This window comes from Halorarius halobius (assembly GCF_024298865.1).
Taxonomy (GTDB): domain Archaea; phylum Halobacteriota; class Halobacteria; order Halobacteriales; family Haloarculaceae; genus Halorarius; species Halorarius halobius.
This window is the reverse complement of sequence record NZ_CP101161.1, coordinates 1,219,328-1,236,975: the sequence shown is the minus strand read 5'-3', so window position 1 is coordinate 1,236,975 and position 17,648 is coordinate 1,219,328. Positions and strand designations below refer to the sequence as shown.

Below are 17,648 nucleotides of genomic sequence, written 5' to 3'. Positions count from 1 at the left end.
TTTTCGCGTGACTCGACTAGGACGGGTATGCGACGACGCGACGTGCTCCGGGCGGGACTTGGCGCCGGCACCGCGGCGCTTGCCGGCTGTACGGGTCTCGTGACGGAGCCGGTGGGTGCCCCACCCGTGCTGGAGGACCGGCCGGACGCCGTCTACTTCCCCACCCACGTCGAGGGGATGGAGATGGCCGGCATGGGCAAGAGCGGCGCGTACCGATTCGCGCTGATGTACTCGTACCCCCACCGGTTCTGGAACGTCAACGGCACCGAGACATCGCTGACCGAGATCGACGACGAGGACAGCGTCCACCTGATGGCGACCGTCTGGGACGCCGAGACGAAGCAGGTGCTCCCGGAGACGGGGCTGTCCATCGAGATTTCGCAGGACGACGACCTCGTCACCCAGGAAGTCATCTACCCGATGCTCTCCCAGCCGATGGGGTTCCACTACGGCGCGAACTTCCCGCTGTCCGGCGACGGCACCTACGACGTGACCGTCAGCGTCGGCGGCGTCTCCACCCGCCGGACGGGCGCGTTCCAAGGCCGGTTCGAGGACGCCACGAACGCGACCATCCCGTTCGAGTTCTCCGAGTCGGCGCTCAACGAACTCAAGTACGAGCGAACTCCCGACAGGGCCGGCAACCGGGCGGCCGTCGAGCCAATGGAGATGGGGATGCCGATGGGCTTTGCTCCGACGGAAGAGGAGTTGCCCGGTGAGGTGGCGGCCACCGCGACCACCGGCGACGCGAAACTGGTGGTCGCGTCGCTCGACGCGCCGCCCGAGGGAGTCGACGGCGACGGCTACCTCGCGGTCTCGGCGCGAACCCCCTACAACCGGATGGTGATTCCCGCGATGGCGATGGAGGCGACGGTGACCCGCGACGGCGAGACCGTCCACGACGGGGCGCTCACCCGTACGCTCGACCCCGACCTCGGCTACCACTACGGCGCCGGCGTCGACATCGAGTCGGGCGACGAACTCGAACTCCGGGTCACCACTCCCCCGCAGGTCGCCCGCCACGAGGGGTACGAGACGGCGTTCATGCAGTTCGACCCCGTGGAGGTGAGCGTCTGATGGTGGAACGACGCACCGAGCGCACGCGACGGGAGTTCATGAAGGCCGCCGTCGCCATCGGCGGCGCGAGCGCGCTGTCGGCCTGCACCGAGCGGCTGGGCGGCGGTCCCGACGTCCCGGAGGGAGACCTCTCGGCCGTCCCCGAGCGCCAGCACGCGTGGAACGAAGTCCTCGAGCGCGACCAGCACGGCAACGTCGTCGCGCCGCGCCACCACGTCGCCGCGCTGTTCGATTTGACGCACGACGGTCCGCCGACCGAGAGCGACCGCACGCAGGTCGGGGAGGCGCTCGACGGCCTCAACCGCGCCTACGAGTGGTCGAACGAGGGCCTGCTCGTCACCGCGGGCTACTCGCCGTACTACTTCGAGCGGTTCGACGCCGACCTGTCCGACTCGGTCGACCTGCCGAAACCGGAGGCGCTGTCGCCGTTCGAGGACCCCGCACTCGACGACCCCGACCTCGTCGTCCACCTCGCCAGCGACCACGCGCCGGTCGTGCTGGAAGCCGAGGAGGCGCTGGTGGGCAACCGCGAGCAGGCCAACGGCGTCGAGATGGCCGCCTCGTTCGACGGCGTACTCGAGCGCCGGGAGCGCCGCACCGGGTTCATCGGCGCGGGCCTGCCCGCGGAGAACCAGGACGTCGAGGGCATCCCCGACGGCGACCCAGTCCCGGAGGACGCACCCCTCTACATGGGATTCAAGTCCGGCTTCGAGAAGAACCAGGCCAGCGAGGAGCGCGTTACCATCCAGGAGGGCCCCTTCGCGGACGGGACGACCCAGCACCTCTCGAAGATACGCCTACGGCTCGACGACTGGTACGGCGAGCAGGACCACGACACCCGCGTCGCGGAGATGTTCTGTCCGGCCCACGCCGAGTCCGGGAAAGTCGAGGGAACCGGCGAGTCGCTGGGCGACGACTCCGGGATGAGCGACTGCCCCGCACCCGAGGAGTCGGCCCGCGACTACGGCCGCGTCGGCCACTCCCAGAAGATGGCGACGAACGCCCGCGAGGACGACTCGCCCATCATCCTGCGGCGCGACTTCGACTCGACGGACGGCGGCGAGGCCGGCCTCCACTTCCTCGCGGTCCACCGCGAGATCAGCGACTTCGTGGAGACGCGCGAGGCGATGAACGGCGAGGACCTCACCGAGAACCCCGCGGTCCGCCAGCGGGTCAACAACGGTATCCTCGAGTACACGTTCGTCCGCCGGCGCGGCAACTACCTGCTTCCCCCCACCTCGAAGCGCGCGCTTCCCGACCCCCAGTAGCGGTTCCGTTTTCCCGCTCGCACCCCAACGGTGAGCGTGGCCGAGTGTTCCGTCTGCGGCGCCGAGGCGTCGGTCAGCGACGCCTGCCCCCACTGTGCGCGGCCGGTCTGCGAGGAACACCGCCCCCCGGACGCGCACGACTGCCCCGGCGTCAGAGATGACGCCGCCCGCCGCTGGTACACGGACCCCGACGCCGGCCGCGCGAGCGCCGGAACCGGCCTGCCGGAGTTGTCGAACCCGCGACGGCTCGCGGTCGGCGTCCTGCTCGTCGCCGTCGTCGCCGTCGCCGCGATGGCCGCGTTCGCCGCCGTGGGCGTCCCGACGGCCGGCATCGACGCCGAGCGTACGGAACGGCTCGTCGCGCAGGGGGCCAACGACGCCCGCACGGAGCGGGGGCTCGACCCGCTGGGATACGACCCCGAACTGGCGGCCGTCGCGGAGACCCACAGCCAGCGGATGGCCACCGCTGGGTTCGTGAACCACACGTGGCCGGACGGCACCACCGTCGCGGACCGGTACGCGGCGGCCGGCATCGACTGCCGCGGCGGCGAGAACGTCTACTTCACGCCCAACGGCGCGCTCCGGGTGAGCGAGGCGGCGCTGGCCGACGCCGTCGTGCGCGCGTGGCTCGGCTCGCCCGGCCATCGGGCGGCGCTTCTCGACGCCGACCACACGAAGCAGGGCATCGGCATCGTGGTCGACGAGGACGGCGGCGTGTACGTGACCCAGGACTTCTGCTGACCCACTTTTTGCACCTCCCTCGTCGCGGTGGAACCGCGTCGGCGCGACGTGGCCGCGCCTCGCGGAGGCACAGAGGGGGAACCCGGGTTCGCCGTGCCGGGAGTATTTGTCCGCGGCGCCCGACCCGCGGGTATGGACACGTTCGACATCGGCGGGACGGACACCGTCAATCGACTCGGCTTCGGCGCGATGCGCATCACCGGCGACGACATCATCGGCCGGCCGGACGACGAGGAGAACGCGCGGGCGGTGGTGCGGCGCGCGCTCGACCTCGGCGTGAACCTCGTGGACACCGCCGACTCCTACGGGCCGGGCGTCTCCGAGCGCCTGCTCCGGGAGGCTGGCGCGCCCGAGGAGGCGTTCGTGGCGACGAAGGCGGGACTGCTCCGGGAGTCGGGCGGCAACTGGCTCCCCCACTGTGACCCCGACTACATCCGCAATCAGGTGCTCGTCTCACGGGACCGGCTCGGCGTCGACACCATCGACCTCTACCAGTTGCACACGGTCGACCCCGACACCGACTTCGAGGCGAGCGTGCAGGCGTTCGCGGAGCTGAAGGACGACGGGTTCGTGAAGCACGTCGGCCTCTCGAACGTCTCCGCCGAGCAACTGGAGACGGCCCGCGACCACGTCGAGGTGGCGACGGTCCAGAACCACTACAACGTCAAGACCCGCGACACCGACCGCGTCGACGGCGACGGTCGGCGCGTGCTGGAGGCGTGCGAGGAGTACGACATCGGCTTCATCCCCTACTTCCCGCTGGCGGCGGGCGACCTCTCCGAGGTGGAGGGCATCGAGGACGTGGCGGACGCCCACGACGCCACCGTCCACCAGATAGCGCTGGCGTGGCTCCTCCAGCACTCGGACGTGACGCTCCCGATACCGGGCACCTCCAGCATCGACCACCTCGAGGCCAACGTCGCCGCCGCCGACATCGAGTTGACCGACGAGGAGATGAGCCGACTCACCTGAACCGGGCGAGCGACAGGACGGCGGCGAGCGCCGACCCGGGCCGACGGCGCCGGTGCCGGTGTCGGCGGCGCACCGCCCGGAGCCGTTCCCGGGCGGCGGCGACGGTCCGGCGACAGCGGTAGGCGAGACGGGCGCGGCGGTGACGCCGGCGCAGGCGCGCGGCCCGTCGCCACCGCGCTACGCGGCGGGCGAGGCGTCGCCGCACCGGCGCGAGACGGTGGTAAACGCCGAGTCTGAACCGCTGGGCCCGGGCGAGGCCGACCAGAAGCGTCGCCACCAGCGTCACGCCGACGTTGAACGCCGTCACCGCGACGACGCCGTCCGTGACGTACGCGACGAACAGCCCGGTGAGCAGGACCCGAGAGACGAGACCGGCCAGAAGCGCGACGACGGCGGCAGTGAGGACGGCCGCCCGCCAGCCGTAGGCGAGTCGCATGTCCCCGGCCGGACAGCCGAAGCCGCGGACGCGGTCGGCGAGCGTCGACAGCGCCGCGTCGTCGGCGCGGCGGGCGGCACGGGCCCCGTCGACGAACCGCGCGAGGCGGTCCGGCGGGTCCCGCGACCGAGCGCCGAGCGACCCCGACAGGGAGCGGCGAGCCATCGTCGGACGGCCCGCTTCGACGCCGTCGGCCTTCAAACCGCGTCAGACGGGCGTCGTCGGTGCGGTCGACGCGCTGTGTCCGGAGCTAGGACTAAACCCCTCCCGCCCCCAGCCAGCGGTATGTTACTCACGTTCGGGGAGACAGCGCTTCGGCTCTCCCCGCCCGACGGCGACCGGCTGGCGACCGCCGACCGGTTCGACGCCCACGCGACCGGCCCCGAGAGCAACGCCGCCGTCGCGGCCCGCGCGACCGGCGTCGAGACGACCCACGCGACCGTCCTCGCTGACGGCCCGCTCGGCCGACGCGCGGCCCGTGACCTGCGGGCCCACGACGTCGACGTGCGGGCCACCTACCGCGAGGGTCGCCAGTCGCTTGCGTTCCACGAGCGCGGCACCGGCGTCCGCGAGACGACGACGGTGAGCGACCGGGGCCACAGCGCGTTCGCGGGCGTCGAGGAAGGAGCGCTCCCGCTGGACGCCGTCGAGCGGGCCGACTGCACCTACGTCACGGGAGCGGTGCCAGGCTGTTCGACCGCCGCCGCCGAAGCGGCCGCACGGTTCCTCCGGGCGGCGAGCGACGGCGGCGCGACCACCGCCTTCGGCCTCGGCTACCGTCCCGACCAGTGGACCCCCGACGACGCCCGCGAGGCGCTGACGGGGTTCTTCCCGGCGGTCGACCTGTTCGTCGCCACCGAGACCGACGTGGCGACGGTGCTGGAACGCGACGGCGAACCGAAACAGGTCGCCCACGCGCTCGCAAGCGAGCACGGCTTCGAGACGGTCGTGCTCGCCCGCGACCGGACGACCGTGGCGTGGCACGGCGCCACCGTCTACGAGTTCCCCACCCTCGATACCGACACCGTCGACACGGCGGGCGCGACCGAGGCGCTGGTCGGAGCGTTCCTCGCGCGGCGGGTGGAGGGCACGGACGTGGAGACGGCGCTCCGCTACGGCACCGCCGCACGCGCGCTGGCCGGCTCCGTCGCCGGGCCGCTGGCGTCGTTCTCGCGGGCCGAACTGGACCGCGCGGCCGAGGCTGTGACCGACGGGTGACCGGCGGCGCGTCCGTCGCGTCCGTGCCCCACTAATAAAGTACCGTCTCCTGACGGGTTTTGACCCTCGAACGACACCCCGAACAACATTTCGGGTAGTAGAGCCCCTGAGACAGTATATTCGATTCGTTCGAGAGTGTGCGAAACACACCCAAAATGCCCACGAGGCTTATATGTCGCGCTTGGGACGACTCAAATGCGATGAACGTGAAAGCACTCGCGGCGACGCTGCTGCTGGTCGTTTCGGCCGTCGGGCCGGCGACCGCCGCGGCAGTCGGCGCGACACAGGACGCCGAGGCGTACAGCGGGACGTACGTCTCGTTCCAGGCGAACGGGGACGCGGTAGCGGACTACAGTGTCAACCAGAAGACCGTCGTCGATTCGGTCGCGGTCCAGTCGACCAGCGAGGCCGAGTCGAGCGGCGGTCTCACGAGCGACATCGACCTGACGGCCGTGACGAACTTCGAGGCGGCCGGGCTCTCGGTGGCGTCGAACTTCGAGGGGTCGGCCTCCACGACGGCCACGGTCGAGTCCGAGAGCGGTGCCACCATCAAGGCCAACGACAACGACCGCGGTATCATGGTCGTGACGGCCAGCGAGAACAGCCAGTACGTGCGAGCGAACGTCTCCTCGGGCTCCGAGGCCGAGGCGGCCGGTGAGAACCGCGTCGTCGTCACCGGCGACGACGGTGCGACGGGCACCTTCATCGTCGTCGGCGAGGGTGACGTGACCGTCAACGAGGAGGGCCACGTCTCCGCCGAACTCCAGCAGGGTGCCGACCTCGTCTACCGGCAGTACAACGAGGAGCGCTCCGACTCCGAGAAACAGCAGGAACAGCTCATCGCCGAAGGCAAGGCGACCGCCGAAGTCTACTACCAGCAGGCCGCCGAGTCCGGAAGCGACGGCGAACAGCGGACGACCAACGTGGTCAACTACGGGCAGGAGACCACCGTCGAGGTGACCTCCAAGTCGCAGAGCCACGTCAACATGACCGTCGAGCGCGCCCAGAGCCAGGGGAAGGTCGTCATCGTCAGCGCCTCCGAGGCGGCGCTGAACAACGCGGAGAACGCCGAGGTGTACGTCGACGGTGAGGCCGCCGCGCAGGCATCCTCGTACTCCGAAGTGAAATCCGCGACGAACGGCGGCGACACCTCGAAGTACCTCGTCCGCTCGTCGTCGTCGGCGCAGGCCTCCTCCGACGTCGTGGTCGGCGTCAACCACTTCTCCGAGCGGCAGATGTCGGTCCAGTCCGCGGACGACAGCTCCGCCGGCGATGACGGCGGCGACGCCGACACCAGCCCGACCGGCGACGGCGGCCCCGGCTTCGGTGTCCTCGCGGCCATCGCGGCCATCGGCGCGGCGCTGTACGCCCGCGCCAAGCTGTAACGCACGCCAACCGGACGTTTCGACCCGTTTTCCCTTCTTCGACGCTCCGCCCGGCGAGCCGTGCGTGTGGCGACCCCGGGGCGCGGGGCCAACGGATAAACCGTCGCCGCGCGAGACTCCGGGCATGGACGTCATCGTCATCGGCGCGTACGGGAGCGCGGGCGTCGTCGTCGCGGAGCGGCTGGCCGAGGCTCCCGACGTGGAACTGACGCTGTTCGACGACGGCGACCCCGGTGGCGGGCTGTGCATCCTCCGGGGCTGTATGCCGTCGAAGGAACTGCTGTCGGCCGGCGAGCATCGCTTTCTGGCACGCCACGACGACCGGCTGGCGGAGCCGCCGTCGGTCGACGTCGAGCGGACCGTCGAACGCAAGGACGACCACACCGCGAACTGGGCGACCCACCGCCGGAAGGCGGTCCACAAGCTCGCGGACCGCGACGACGTGGAGTTCGTCCGCGAGTCCGCGCGGTTCGTCGACGAGGGCACCGTCGCGGCCGGCGGCGAGACGTACAGCGCCGACTACGTCGTCGTCGCAACCGGCTCCGTCCCGAACGTCCCCGACCTCGACGGCCTCGACGACGTGCCGTTCCACACGAGCGCCGAGGTGCTCGACGCCACTGAGTTCCCCGACTCCGCGGTCGTGATGGGGTTCGGCTACGTCGGCCTCGAACTCGTTCCCTACCTCTCGGAGGTGGGCGGCGTCGACCTCACCGTAATCGAGCACGACGACCGGCCGCTCGACGAGGCCGACCCCGCGTTCGGCGACGCCCTGCTGGACTACTACCGCGAGCAGTTCGACGTGGACGTGGTGACGAACGCCCGCGAACGGCGGGTCGAACCCACCGACGAGGGCGTCCGGATGCATCTCGACACGGGCGAGGCCGTCGACGCGGAGGCCCTGTATCTGTTCACCGGCCGCCGGCCGAACGTCGACGGGCTTGACCTGGAGGCCGCGGGCATCGAGACGGGCGAGGGGTGGGTGCGCGACACGATGCAGGCCCGCGACGACGACCGGGTGTTCGTGGTGGGCGACGCCAACGGTCGCGAACCCATCCTCCACGTCGCCAAGGAGCAGGGCGGCGTCGCGGCCGACAACGTGCTCGCTCACGACGCGGACGAGGAACTCGACGCCTACGAGAACGTTCACCACCACGTCGTGTTCTCGGGACTGGGCGCGCTCCCGTACGCGCGGGTCGGCCACTCGAAGGCCGCCGCCGAATCGGCGGACGAGGCGTTCGTCCACGTCAGCCGGGAGGCGGCCGACGACGGCGTGTTCAAGACGAAGGCGGTGCCGGAGGGCCGGGCGTCGCTGGTCGTCGGGACCGACGGGACGGTGCTGGGCTGGCAGGGGCTCCACTACCACGCGGACGTGATGGCCAAGACGATGCAGATAGCCGTCGAGATGGGGCTCGACGTCCGCGAGATACCCGACCGGGCGTACCATCCGACGACGCCCGAGATACTCGACGGACTGGTACGCGAGGCCGCCAGCGAGGTTCATTCCACGGAGCCAACAGACTAACGTACGACGACGGTGAGTAGTTGGATATGCGACGCCATCTCCTCCTCGTGGCCGTCCTGCTCGTGTCGGTGGTCGCCGGCGTGGCCCCTGCCGCCGGACAGGAGAGCGTCACGCTGACAGTTACCGTCGAGACCGGGTCGGGCGACACGGTCGGCGGTGCGACCATCAACGCGACGTGGGACGGCGGTTCGCGGACGACGACGACCGCGAGCAACGGGAAGGCGTTCGTCGACGTGCCGCGGGGCGCCGACGTGCGTCTCGGCGCCGAGAGCGACGAGTACATCCGGAACACGCCGATACTCGTCGAGAACGCGCAGGGCGGCGACGTGACCGTCGAGGTCGCCCCCAAGGGGCAGTTCACGCTCCGCGTGAGCGACACCGAGGGCGCCGTCGAGGACGCGCTGGTGACGCTCCGGCGCGACGGCGAGACCATCGTCGAGGGACGGACCGGCCCCGACGGCCGCTACACGACGCCCGTCATCGAGCAGGGGAACTACTTCGTGCGGACGTTCAAGAGCGGCTACTACCGGAACGCGACCCGCGTCGACGTGGGTGCAGACACCACGACGAACATCGAGATGCGGACCGGCACGGTCAACGTCGAGTTCGAGGTGCTGGACGACCACTTCGATCCGCCGCAGACGGTGCCGGACGCCCGCGTCCAGATAGACACCATCGGCACCCAGCGGACCACCCAGGGCACCGTCACGTTCACCCTCCCGGTGAACAGCCGCTACCAGGTGTCGGCGACGAAGGACGGCTACACGACGAACGCCTCGCGGTACTTCTTCGGGACGGACGCCAGCACCGGAACGAAGACGCTCACCATCCAGCGCGAGCGGAACCTCTCGGTCGACCCGGCCAACGAGCGCATCGTCGTCGGCGAGCGCCTGTCGGTGACGGTGACGAACGCCTACGGCGAACCCGTGGCGAACGCGACGGTCTCGCTCGACGGCGACCAGGTCGCCACCACCGACGGCGACGGCCAGGCGCGGTTCCTCATTCAGGAGGCAGGCGAGCACACCATCACCGCCGGCCGGAACGGCGTGACGAGTCCGGGCGTCGTCGTCGACGGCGTCGCAGTCGACGACTCGACGCCGACCGCCTCGCCGTCCGCGACGCCGACAGCCTCGGCCACGCCGGGAGGCCCACAGGTGCCGCTACCCGGGTTCACGCCCGTGACGGCGGTACTGGCACTGCTCGCGCTCGCGGGCGTCGCCCTGCTGTCCCGGCGCTGACGACACCGTTTATCCCGCTGTAGCTCCCACCCGTGCGTATGCCGTGGGGTCTGTCGACCGACCCGGTCACGCTGGCCGTGCTCGCGTTCCTGGCGCTGTTCTCGGTCGTGAACTGGCTCCGCTGGCGCTCGAAGGAGGCGTGGCTCGAACGCGTGATGCTGGAACGCGCCGCCGAGGAGCGCGACGACGAGGAGGATATATAGCCCACATAGCAACCGCCGTGAGCCCCCGCTTCGACTCCCGCACATGACCGACGCCGTCGACGCCGAGGAGAGCCCGCTGGCGACGCTCAGGGGGTATCTCGCGCTCGAACGCGACGTGCTCGTGCTCTCGGTGGCGATGTTCGCATTCTCGCTGGGCTACCAGGGGACGAACCAGTACATGGCCGAGTACCTGTTCGTGCTGGGCGCTGGCCCCGTCGTCGTCGGCATCTTCGGCTCGCTCGGCAACCTCGTCGCCGCGGTGTACCCGTACCCGGGCGGCGTCATCTCCGACCGCATCGGCTCCCGACGAGCGCTCACGCTGTTCGGCCTGCTGTCGGCCGTCGGGTTCGCGGTGTGGGCGTTCGCCGGCGCGTTCGGCCTGCTCCGCACGCCCGCGGTGGCCGTCGGCCCCCTCTGGGTGCCGGAACTCGCCTTCCCGGTCGGCCTGTTCGTCGGCCTGTTCCTGGTGCAGTGCTGGAAGTCGTTCGGGCTAGGCGCGACGTTCGCCGTCGTGAAACAGTCCGTCGAACCCGAGCGGCTGGCGACGGGGTTCGCCGCCACCGAGACGGTCCGACGGCTCGCCTTCCTCGTCGGGCCCCTGCTCGTGGCGGCGGCGCTCGCCGTCTACGAGTTCGAGGTGGGGTTCCGGCTGGTGCTCGGCGCGGCCGCGGTGGTCGCCCTGCTCGGCACCGTCGCCCAGCACCTGCTGTACGACGCGGGCGCCGACTCCATCGGGAAGTCGGCCGAGAGCCTGCGCGACGTGGTCGGCGACCTGCGGGCGATGCCCGAGCAGTTGCCGCCACTGCTCGTCGGCGACACGCTCGTCCGGTTCGCCAACGGGATGGTGTACGTGTTCTTCGTCGTCGTCGTCAGCGACTACCTCGGCGTCGGCGTCACGCTTCCCGTCGTCGGCGAGTTGTCGCCGGAAGCGTTCTTCGGCGTCCTGCTCGCCATCGAGATGGCCGTCGCCCTCCTGTCGATGGTGCCCGTCTCGCGGCTCACCTCGCGGGTCGGCCTCAAGCCGGTGGTCGCGCTCGGCTTCGCGGTCTACGCGGTGTTCCCGGCGCTCCTGATTTCGGCGCCGGCCGACGCCGTCACCGTCGCCGGTGTGCGGGTCCCGCCGAGCGCGGTGCTCGTGGCGCTGTTCGCCTTCTCGGGGCTCAGGTTCGCGGGACTGCCGGCCCACAAGGCGCTCATCGTCGGCCCCGCCGAGCGGGACGCCGGCGGCCGCGTCACGGGGTCGTACTACCTCGTCCGCAACGTCGTCACGGTCCCCTCGGCCGTCGTCGGCGGGGCGCTGTACGCCGTCTCGCCCGTCGTCGCGTTCGGGACGGCGTCGGCCGTCGGCGTCGTCGGCGTCCTGCTGTTTCTGGTCGTCGGCGAGGAGTTCGACGCGGTCCGGGGTTAGTCGTCGGCCGCGGCGAGCACCTCCTCGGGGATGGTGATGCCCAGTCCGGGGGCGTCGGGCGCCGCGATGTAGCCGTCGTCGTGCTCGAACGACTCCTCCAGCATGAACGACCAGACGTCGGGCGTCCACGGCGGTTCCATCGGGTACTCCACCCAGTCGCCACCGACGGCGGTGGTGACGTGGAGGTTCGCCGCGAAGCCGACGGCGTTCGTCCAGGTGTGGGGGACGAACCGCAGGCCGTGCGACTGGGCGGTGCGGGCCACGTCGACGGCCCGCTGGATGCCCGTCGCGAGCGCCGCGTCCGGCTGGAGGACGTCCAGCGAGCCGTGCTCGATGAACTCGCGGAACTGGTGGCGGCCGTTGTTGAACTCCCCGCCAGCGATGGGCACGTCCGTCTTCTCGCGGAGCCGCGCGTAGCTGTCGTAGTCGTGGCGCGGCAGGGGCTCTTCGAGCCACGCGATGCCGCCGACGTCCTCGAGGCCGCGGCAGAACTCCAGCGCATCGGAGAACGACCACTCGACTTCGTCCTCCATCACGCGGACGGCCCACCCCTTGTTGGCGTCGACCATCAGCGTCAGGTCGGGGAACGCCTCCCGCACCGCGCGGACCGTCTCGATGTCGTCGACCTCCGTGACCCGGAGCTTGACGGCCTCGAACCCCTCCTCGACCCGCTGTTCGACGTAGGGGATGCGCTCGTCGGCCGGCTGGCGCTCGCCCGTGGAGGCGTAACAGGGAATCTCGGCCCGCTCGGCGCCGAACAGTTCGTAGACCGGCTTGCCGGCGTCCTTGCCGATGATGTCCCACAGCGCGAGTTCGATATGCCACGGGCGGGGGCCGACGAGGTTCACCGTCTCCAGTTTCCGGAGGATGCCGTCCACGTCGTGTGGGTCCTCGCCGAGCAGGAACAGCGACAGCGGGTCCTCGTAGTCGAGGCCGCCGGCGAAGGAGGGGGAGGCGCCGTAGCCGGTGATGCCCTCGTCGGTCTCTATCTCGAACAGTTCGAGTTCGTGGGTCGTCTGGGGGTAGCCGGGTATCCACGTCGGGTAGAACGCGTCGCCCTCGACCGGTGAGTCGAGGTGGTACTGGTTGACGCCGGTTATCTGCATGCGCGAGGGCCGGAGCCGAGCCAGCAAATAGGTTCGGCCCCGGCGGGACGGCCCTTTATCAGTCGTCGGCCGCCCCGACGCTCCGCCAGCGGTCCGTCGCGGGAGGTTGCGTCCGGACGCCGGTGAACTCGAACCGGGCGCCGCCGGCCCGGCCCTCGGAGACGCCGACGCTCCAGCCGTGGGCGTCCGCGATGATACGGACGACCGAGAGCCCGAACCCGGCGCCGCCGTCGGCCGTCGAGTAGCCGTAGTCGAACACGGACTCCCGCTCGCCGGTCGGGATACCGGGGCCGTCGTCCTCGACGTAGAACCCGTCGGACAGGCCGTCGACACGGACGGTGACGCTCGGACCGGCGTGTTCGACGGCGTTGCGGAACAGGTTCTCGAACAGTTGCTGGAGCCGGGCGTCGTCGCCGTACACCGTCGCCGACCGGACGACCAGTTCGGCCTCCTCCGTGGCGACGTCGTGCCATGCTCGCTCGGCGACCGACTGGAGGTCGAGTTCGTCCACCTCCTCGACGAGGCGGGCGCGCTGGCCCAGCGAGAGGAGGTCCTCGACGAGGTTGTGCATCCGCTTGGCCGACGATTCGATGCGGTCGAGATGTTCGACCACCGCCTCGTCGGCCTGCCCACGAGCGACATCGGTGTACCCCTCGATGACGTTCAGCGGGTTCCGCAGGTCGTGGGCGGCGGCGGCGGTGAACTCCTCTAACCGCTCGTTTTGCCGTTCGAGCCGCTGGCGGTTCCGCTCGAGTTCCGTGGCGTCGCTCACCAGCAGGGCGTCGACGTCCGCCTCGACGTGGACCCGCTGGACCCGGAGCCACCGGGTCGCCGCGTGGGTGGACGCGCCCGGTTCCGGCCGCCCGACCCTTCTCAACGGCGGGAGCCGCTCGGCGGATAACTCGACCAGTCGCGGCTCCGCGTCGGCCTCGCGCAGGGGGCCGGGGAGCACCGCATCGACGGACCGGCCCACCAGCGGCCGACCCAGAAGTGCCCGGGCGGCGTCGTTGGCGTCGATGACGACGTCGTCGTCGACGACGACCACGCTGTCGTGCATCGCGTCGACGACGGCGCTCCGGGCCACCGGCGTCACGTCCGTCAGCGGGACGTCGGAGACGGCGAGCGCGATGAACACGCTCCCGGCGGCGAACGCGACGGGGGTGAGATCGAGCGTCGGATGCGGCCGCAGTCCGAACACGAGGGCGGCGTTGACGACCCAGGGGACCAGCGCACCGACGACGAGTTCCCCGGCCTGGACCCGGTGGACGTCGCGGTAGGTGACGGCGACGTTGACGAGCAGGGCCGTGCCCACCAAGAGCAGCAGGTAGCTGTACGCGGTGTGGACCCAGAACCAGGGGCCGGCGTTCCGCATCAGCACCTCGATGCCCCCGGTCGTGACGAGTTCGTAGCTCGCGTAGTGGAGGCCGAACAGCGGCGAGGAGACGAGCGCGGCCAGCGTCCCCGCCGGAACGAGCAACAGCAGTGCGGCGGTGTCGGTGGTCACGTAGCGGTCGTAGCCGGCGTAGCTACACGCGAACAGGACGAACCCGACGGGAGCGGTGGTGATGCCGAAGTACGCGACGACGGTCCAGGCCAGCGCCGCGTCGACCGTCCCCGCGAACAGGCGGGCGACGTACGCCAGCGACCAGACGACGATGGCGGCCATCGTCGCGGCGAACAGCCGGGTGGTGGTGTTCGCGCGGCTACGGACCGCCTGCCAGCCGAGTCCCGCTGCCGTCACCCCGGCGGCGAGGTAGCCGACGGTGGCCCCCAGCAGGACGGACGGAACCGATTCCATGCCGGCAACCACCGACAGTAGACCGCTTCGCGTTGAAAAAGGTTGAGTCGGTTTCAGTTCGGCGAGCCGCTACAGTCGGAGATACTGGGCGTGGCGCGTTTCGCCGACCTCGAGGACGTTCCCTTCCTCGACGAAGCCGGCCTCGACGGCGACACCGACCGCCTCCTCGCCGACGAGGTTGGCGACGCTACAGCGGGCCAGCGCCGACGTCACCTCTTCGGCGGTGGCCTCCTCGCCGTCGTAGAAGCCGGAGTCGACCGTCAGCGACACCTCGCCGTTCTCGAACGTCTCGCCGAGGGTGTCGGCGTCCGCGACGGCGACCAGCCGCCCCTCGGGCGTCTCCCGTTCGGACAACAGCATCATTCCCCGACGAACTCCGCTTCCGCGCGCTCGCGCATCTCCTCGGCCTCCTCTGCGAGCTCCTCGGCGCGCTCGTCTTCCCCGAGTTCCTCGTGGGCGATGGCCTTCTCCTCGAGCAGTTCCGGCGACCGGTAGCCGAGCCGGACGGCGTTGTCGAACGCGTCGAGGGCGTCCTCCGCGAGCCCCCGCTCCAGCAGGAAGAAGCCGCGGTTGTACCACGCCTGTCCGAACCGGGAGTCTATCTCGACGGCGCGCTCGGCGTGTTCCAGCGCCTGCTCGCTCCGGCCGGCTTCCCACAGCGCGTACGCGAGGTTCGTGTGAGCGGTGGCGGCGTGGTCGCTCTCCTCGTCGAGGTGGATGGCCTCCCGGTAGGCCTCGATGGCCTGCTGGTGCTCCTCCAGTTCCGCGTGGGCCGCCCCCTTGTTCGTCCACGCCTCCTGCTCGATGCGGTCGTCCTCGGCGAACTGGGCGACGCGCTGGAACGCGTCGACGGCCTGCTCGTAGCGGTTGATACCCATGTACGACAGGCCAACGTCGAGCAGTTCCTCGGCGTCCACCTCCTCGCTGGCTATCTGTCGCGTGTCGAGTGTGTCAGCGACGACCCGGGAGTCCACGGGGTCGACCTTCCCGGGGTCGACGTCGAGTTCCGGCGGGTCGAGGTCGAACCCCTCGTGGGGGTCGTCGAACCCCTGGCCCTCGGAGAACTGGTGGTCGTCGCGCTCGTCGGTCATACATCGGGGTTGGCCGCAAGGACGGTTAAGGGCTACGGGCCGTCACTGCCGGACCTCGACGGCCTCACCCTGGAGCCACGCCGCCTGCACGTCGGTGTCGTAGACGAGTATCTCCCCGTCGCCCACGACCACGTCGGCCACGTCGGCCGACGAGTCCGCGTCGGGGTCGTCTTCCAGTGGCATACTCGGGTCCGGGGCACCGACACGTATGGGTCTTGTGCGAACTCCGTCCTGCATCTCACCCAAATCTCCGTGGGAGCCTTACCCCGGAGGACCCAAGACGGGGTATGCGCGCGTTCGTCTCCGTCGACCTCGACGGCCTCGCCGACGAGATAGCGCGGGTCCAGGAACCGTTCCGGGCGCCCGGCCTGAACCCGGTCGACCCCGCACAGGCCCACGTGACGCTGAAGTTCCTCGGCGACGTCGACGACGACCGCCTGGACGCCGTCTGCGAGGCGCTCGAGCGGGCAGTCGAGGACGCCGAGGTGACGCCGTTCACGGCCGCGTTCGGCGGCTACGGCGTGTTTCCCTCGCTCGACTACATCTCCGTCGTGTGGCTGGGCGTCCGCGAGGGTGGCGAGCAGGTGACCCGCCTCCACGAGGCTATCGAGGCCCGCACCACCGCGCTCGGTTTCGACCCCGAGGACCACGAGTTCACGCCCCACGTCACGCTCGCGCGGATGAACGACGCCCGGAGCAAAGACGCCGTCAGGGAAGCCGTCACCGAGCGGGACCCCGACGCCGGCCGCCTCGACGTCGAGGAGATTCGGCTGACCGAGAGCGTCCTGACCGACGACGGTCCCGAGTACGAGACGTACGAGGCGTTCCCGCTGTGACGTTTCGGCCGGCCTAAACCTGTTCAAAATCCGATAGGTATTACCGGGGCTGGGCCGTAGCGCGGACATGGTCGAGGTGGGCGCCTACGCGTTGGTGTTCGTCGCGGGGTTCATCACGGCGCTCGCGACCGGCGTCGGCGCCCTCCCCTTTTTCGTCGTCGAAGAGGTGAGCGACCGTCTCAACGTCGCGCTGTGGGGGGTCGCCTCGGGCATCATGGCCGTCGCCTCGGTGGTCGGTCTCGTACCGGAGGGGCTGAACGCCGGGTCGCCCGTCGCCGTCGGCGCCGGCCTGCTCGCGGGGGTCCTGCTCGTCGTCGTCGCCCACGACGTGCTGATGGACGCGGACATCGACCCGAAGCAGTACGAGGAGGCCGACTTCAAGAAACTCGTGCTCATCCTGGGGGTGTTGACCGTCCACTCGTTCCCGGAGGGAATCGCCATCGGCGTCGCCTTCGCGGAGTTGAATCTCGCCGCCGGCGTGGCCGTCGCCGGGTTCACGGTGCCGGCGTTGGCGGTGGCGATGACCGTCGCCATCTCCATCCACAACGTCCCCGAGGGCGTCGCCATCTCCATCCCGCTCCGCTCGATGGGCGTCTCCGAGTGGCGGATGGTCGGCTGGTCGGTGTTCTCGAGTCTCCCCCAGCCCATCGGTGCGGTCATCGCCTTCGGGTTCGTCCGCCTCGCCGAGCCGCTGTTGCCGGCCGGGTTCGGGTTCGCGGCGGGGGCGATGCTGTATCTCGTCGCCAGCGAGTTCATCCCCGAGGCGCTGGCGGTGGGGAAGCCGCTCGCGGGCAACGGCTACGGCGAACTCGCGGGCGGGTTCACGCTCGGCGGGGCGGCGATGCTGGGGTTGCTCGCCGTCGTGTAGCCGGCCGCCGCGCTGAAAGGACAGGGATAAATGTGCGGCGGTAGAACGGGCGACCACTATGGGCAAGAAGTCGAAGGCACAGAAGAAGCGTCTCGCGAAGCTGGAGCGACAGAACAGCCGCGTCCCGGCGTGGGTCATCATGAAGACGGACCGCGACACGATGCGCAACCCGAAGCGCCGCAACTGGCGCCGGAGTAACACGGACGAATGAGCGCCAGCGACTTCGAGGAGCGCGTCGTGACGGTGCCGCTACGCGACGCCAAGGCGGAAGCCAGCCACGAGCGCGCCGACAAGGCGATGAGCCTCGTCCGCGAGCACCTCGCACAGCACTTCTCGGTCGACGGAGACGACGTCCGCCTCGACCCCTCCATCAACGAGGCGGTCTGGGAGCGCGGCCGGTCGAAGCCGCCGTCCAAACTCCGCGTCCGTGCGGCCCGCTTCGACGAGGAGGGCGAGACGGTCGTCGAAGCAGAGACGGCCTGAC

General features: G+C 70.5%; 20 protein-coding genes. 14 read left to right on the top strand and 6 right to left on the bottom strand.

Annotation, left to right across the window (positions count from 1 at the left end; genetic code table 11):
• Window positions 1-27 precede the first annotated feature (27 nt).
• The 4 genes from NL112_RS06575 to NL112_RS06560 all read left to right on the top strand — a co-directional run bounded on the left by NL112_RS06575 (window position 28) and on the right by NL112_RS06560 (window position 4,055).
• Entirely contained in the window at window positions 28-1,074 is a 1,047-nt protein-coding gene (locus NL112_RS06575; protein WP_255151831.1) for a DUF7350 domain-containing protein, read from the top strand.
• Window positions 1,074-2,342, top strand: a complete 1,269-nt coding sequence (locus NL112_RS06570; RefSeq protein WP_255151830.1) for a Dyp-type peroxidase — start codon at window positions 1,074-1,076, stop codon at window positions 2,340-2,342. Before NL112_RS06575 ends, NL112_RS06570 begins: the two co-directional genes overlap by 1 nt.
• A gap of 36 nt (window positions 2,343-2,378) precedes the next feature.
• On the top strand, window positions 2,379-3,083 hold the full coding sequence (locus tag NL112_RS06565) for a CAP domain-containing protein (protein ID WP_255151829.1): 705 nt from the start codon (window positions 2,379-2,381) through the stop codon (window positions 3,081-3,083).
• 132 nt (window positions 3,084-3,215) lie between these two features.
• Window positions 3,216-4,055, top strand: coding sequence for an aldo/keto reductase (locus tag NL112_RS06560; protein WP_255151828.1), 840 nt, complete (start codon window positions 3,216-3,218; stop codon window positions 4,053-4,055).
• Here the strand turns inward: NL112_RS06560 and NL112_RS06555 are convergent.
• Complete coding sequence (locus NL112_RS06555; protein WP_255151827.1) at window positions 4,048-4,656, bottom strand: hypothetical protein; 609 nt, start codon at window positions 4,654-4,656, stop codon at window positions 4,048-4,050. The genes NL112_RS06560 and NL112_RS06555 overlap by 8 nt on opposite strands.
• A gap of 120 nt (window positions 4,657-4,776) precedes the next feature.
• On the opposite strand from NL112_RS06555, the gene NL112_RS06550 reads away from it, so the two are divergent.
• From NL112_RS06550 to NL112_RS06525, 6 genes are all read left to right on the top strand, one after another.
• Complete coding sequence (locus NL112_RS06550) at window positions 4,777-5,709, top strand: PfkB family carbohydrate kinase (protein WP_255151826.1); 933 nt, start codon at window positions 4,777-4,779, stop codon at window positions 5,707-5,709.
• 200 nt (window positions 5,710-5,909) lie between these two features.
• On the top strand, window positions 5,910-7,094 hold the full coding sequence (locus tag NL112_RS06545; RefSeq protein ID WP_255151825.1) for a hypothetical protein: 1,185 nt from the start codon (window positions 5,910-5,912) through the stop codon (window positions 7,092-7,094).
• 124 nt (window positions 7,095-7,218) lie between these two features.
• Window positions 7,219-8,616 carry a dihydrolipoyl dehydrogenase family protein gene (locus tag NL112_RS06540; protein WP_255151824.1) on the top strand — a complete coding sequence of 466 codons (1,398 nt, stop codon included), beginning with the start codon at window positions 7,219-7,221 and terminating at the stop codon, window positions 8,614-8,616.
• Between the two features lie 26 nt (window positions 8,617-8,642).
• On the top strand, window positions 8,643-9,854 hold the full coding sequence (locus NL112_RS06535) for a carboxypeptidase-like regulatory domain-containing protein (RefSeq protein WP_255151823.1): 1,212 nt from the start codon (window positions 8,643-8,645) through the stop codon (window positions 9,852-9,854).
• 38 nt (window positions 9,855-9,892) lie between these two features.
• Window positions 9,893-10,057: a hypothetical protein gene (locus NL112_RS06530; RefSeq protein ID WP_255151822.1), complete on the top strand. Its 165-nt coding sequence runs from the start codon at window positions 9,893-9,895 to the stop codon at window positions 10,055-10,057.
• 43 nt (window positions 10,058-10,100) lie between these two features.
• A complete protein-coding gene (locus NL112_RS06525) occupies window positions 10,101-11,465 on the top strand; it encodes an MFS transporter (protein ID WP_255151821.1) in 1,365 nt (454 codons plus the stop codon).
• Here NL112_RS06525 and NL112_RS06520 read toward each other — a convergent pair.
• The 5 genes from NL112_RS06520 to NL112_RS06500 all read right to left on the bottom strand — a co-directional run bounded on the left by NL112_RS06520 (window position 11,462) and on the right by NL112_RS06500 (window position 15,643).
• A complete protein-coding gene (locus NL112_RS06520) occupies window positions 11,462-12,571 on the bottom strand; it encodes a mandelate racemase/muconate lactonizing enzyme family protein (protein ID WP_255151820.1) in 1,110 nt (369 codons plus the stop codon). The two genes, NL112_RS06525 and NL112_RS06520, sit on opposite strands and share 4 nt — an antisense overlap.
• A 58-nt stretch (window positions 12,572-12,629) precedes the next feature.
• Entirely contained in the window at window positions 12,630-14,369 is a 1,740-nt protein-coding gene (locus tag NL112_RS06515) for a sensor histidine kinase (RefSeq protein ID WP_255151819.1), read from the bottom strand.
• A gap of 69 nt (window positions 14,370-14,438) precedes the next feature.
• Window positions 14,439-14,729: a DUF424 domain-containing protein gene (locus tag NL112_RS06510; RefSeq protein WP_255152582.1), complete on the bottom strand. Its 291-nt coding sequence runs from the start codon at window positions 14,727-14,729 to the stop codon at window positions 14,439-14,441.
• Window positions 14,729-15,460 (bottom strand): tetratricopeptide repeat protein, encoded by a 732-nt coding sequence (locus tag NL112_RS06505; RefSeq protein ID WP_255151818.1) that lies wholly within the window; start codon window positions 15,458-15,460, stop codon window positions 14,729-14,731. Before NL112_RS06505 ends, NL112_RS06510 begins: the two co-directional genes overlap by 1 nt.
• 42 nt (window positions 15,461-15,502) lie before the next feature.
• A complete protein-coding gene (locus NL112_RS06500) occupies window positions 15,503-15,643 on the bottom strand; it encodes a hypothetical protein (RefSeq protein WP_255151817.1) in 141 nt (46 codons plus the stop codon).
• 104 nt (window positions 15,644-15,747) lie between these two features.
• Here NL112_RS06500 and thpR point away from each other — a divergent pair, with 104 nt between their 5' ends.
• From thpR to NL112_RS06480, 4 genes are all read left to right on the top strand, one after another.
• A complete protein-coding gene (thpR, locus tag NL112_RS06495; RefSeq protein ID WP_255151816.1) occupies window positions 15,748-16,296 on the top strand; it encodes an RNA 2',3'-cyclic phosphodiesterase in 549 nt (182 codons plus the stop codon).
• Between the two features lie 67 nt (window positions 16,297-16,363).
• Window positions 16,364-17,164, top strand: coding sequence for a ZIP family metal transporter (locus NL112_RS06490; RefSeq protein WP_255151815.1), 801 nt, complete (start codon window positions 16,364-16,366; stop codon window positions 17,162-17,164).
• A gap of 58 nt (window positions 17,165-17,222) precedes the next feature.
• Window positions 17,223-17,375, top strand: coding sequence for a 50S ribosomal protein L39e (locus tag NL112_RS06485; RefSeq protein WP_255151814.1), 153 nt, complete (start codon window positions 17,223-17,225; stop codon window positions 17,373-17,375).
• Window positions 17,372-17,647 (top strand): 50S ribosomal protein L31e, encoded by a 276-nt coding sequence (locus NL112_RS06480; RefSeq protein WP_255151813.1) that lies wholly within the window; start codon window positions 17,372-17,374, stop codon window positions 17,645-17,647. Before NL112_RS06485 ends, NL112_RS06480 begins: the two co-directional genes overlap by 4 nt.
• Window position 17,648 lies beyond the last annotated feature (1 nt).

Excerpts from the sequence above, each read along its gene's own strand:
- NL112_RS06575 (WP_255151831.1), top strand. The coding sequence starts at position 28 with ATGCGACGACGCGACGTGCTCCGGGCGGGACTTGGCGCCGGCACCGCG.
- NL112_RS06570 (WP_255151830.1), top strand. The coding sequence starts at position 1,074 with ATGGTGGAACGACGCACCGAGCGCACGCGACGGGAGTTCATGAAGGCC.
- NL112_RS06560 (WP_255151828.1), top strand. The coding sequence starts at position 3,216 with ATGGACACGTTCGACATCGGCGGGACGGACACCGTCAATCGACTCGGC.
- NL112_RS06555 (WP_255151827.1), bottom strand. The coding sequence starts at position 4,656 with ATGGCTCGCCGCTCCCTGTCGGGGTCGCTCGGCGCTCGGTCGCGGGAC.
- NL112_RS06550 (WP_255151826.1), top strand. The coding sequence starts at position 4,777 with ATGTTACTCACGTTCGGGGAGACAGCGCTTCGGCTCTCCCCGCCCGAC.
- NL112_RS06545 (WP_255151825.1), top strand. The coding sequence starts at position 5,910 with ATGAACGTGAAAGCACTCGCGGCGACGCTGCTGCTGGTCGTTTCGGCC.
- NL112_RS06540 (WP_255151824.1), top strand. The coding sequence starts at position 7,219 with ATGGACGTCATCGTCATCGGCGCGTACGGGAGCGCGGGCGTCGTCGTC.
- NL112_RS06535 (WP_255151823.1), top strand. The coding sequence starts at position 8,643 with ATGCGACGCCATCTCCTCCTCGTGGCCGTCCTGCTCGTGTCGGTGGTC.
- NL112_RS06530 (WP_255151822.1), top strand. The coding sequence starts at position 9,893 with ATGCCGTGGGGTCTGTCGACCGACCCGGTCACGCTGGCCGTGCTCGCG.
- NL112_RS06525 (WP_255151821.1), top strand. The coding sequence starts at position 10,101 with ATGACCGACGCCGTCGACGCCGAGGAGAGCCCGCTGGCGACGCTCAGG.
- NL112_RS06520 (WP_255151820.1), bottom strand. The coding sequence starts at position 12,571 with ATGCAGATAACCGGCGTCAACCAGTACCACCTCGACTCACCGGTCGAG.
- NL112_RS06515 (WP_255151819.1), bottom strand. The coding sequence starts at position 14,369 with ATGGAATCGGTTCCGTCCGTCCTGCTGGGGGCCACCGTCGGCTACCTC.
- NL112_RS06510 (WP_255152582.1), bottom strand. The coding sequence starts at position 14,729 with ATGCTGTTGTCCGAACGGGAGACGCCCGAGGGGCGGCTGGTCGCCGTC.
- NL112_RS06505 (WP_255151818.1), bottom strand. The coding sequence starts at position 15,460 with ATGACCGACGAGCGCGACGACCACCAGTTCTCCGAGGGCCAGGGGTTC.
- NL112_RS06500 (WP_255151817.1), bottom strand. The coding sequence starts at position 15,643 with ATGCCACTGGAAGACGACCCCGACGCGGACTCGTCGGCCGACGTGGCC.
- thpR (WP_255151816.1), top strand. The coding sequence starts at position 15,748 with ATGCGCGCGTTCGTCTCCGTCGACCTCGACGGCCTCGCCGACGAGATA.
- NL112_RS06490 (WP_255151815.1), top strand. The coding sequence starts at position 16,364 with ATGGTCGAGGTGGGCGCCTACGCGTTGGTGTTCGTCGCGGGGTTCATC.
- NL112_RS06485 (WP_255151814.1), top strand. The coding sequence starts at position 17,223 with ATGGGCAAGAAGTCGAAGGCACAGAAGAAGCGTCTCGCGAAGCTGGAG.
- NL112_RS06480 (WP_255151813.1), top strand. The coding sequence starts at position 17,372 with ATGAGCGCCAGCGACTTCGAGGAGCGCGTCGTGACGGTGCCGCTACGC.